This is a genomic window from Neisseria sp. P0001.S005, from assembly GCF_051963715.1.
Genome location: NZ_JBQCTZ010000577.1, coordinates 1 through 482 on the forward strand (window position 1 = coordinate 1; position 482 = coordinate 482).

At 49.0% G+C, this 482-nt stretch carries 1 protein-coding gene; it reads left to right on the plus strand.

The features are described 5' to 3' along the window. On the plus strand, positions 1–482 hold a 482-nt coding region (locus tag ACTHSP_RS21775), incomplete at both ends, for a thiamine pyrophosphate-dependent enzyme (RefSeq protein WP_440346979.1).

Genomic DNA, 482 nt, shown 5'->3' on the forward strand with positions numbered 1-482 from the left:
TCTACGCCAAGCTACAACGTTGAACAAAAACGCCGTATCTTGAAAGAAATGACTGCTGCCGAAACTCTGGAACGCTATCTGCATACCAAATATGTCGGTCAAAAACGCTTTGGTGTCGAAGGTGGCGAAAGTGCCATTGCCGGTTTGAACTATTTGATTCAAAACGCCGGTAAAGACGGCGTGGAAGAAGTCATCATCGGTATGGCACACCGTGGCCGTCTGAATGTTTTGGTTAACATTTTGGGCAAAAAACCGGCTGATCTGTTTGCCGAATTTGAAGGCCGTGCCGAAATCAAATTGCCTAGCGGCGACGTGAAATACCACATGGGCTTCAGCTCCGATATCGCCACTCCGCACGGCCCAATGCACGTTTCTTTGGCATTTAACCCGTCACACTTGGAAATTGTTAACCCAGTAGTGGAAGGTTCTGCGCGCGCCAAACAAAAACGTTTGGGCGAAAACGGCCGCGATAAAGTCTTGCC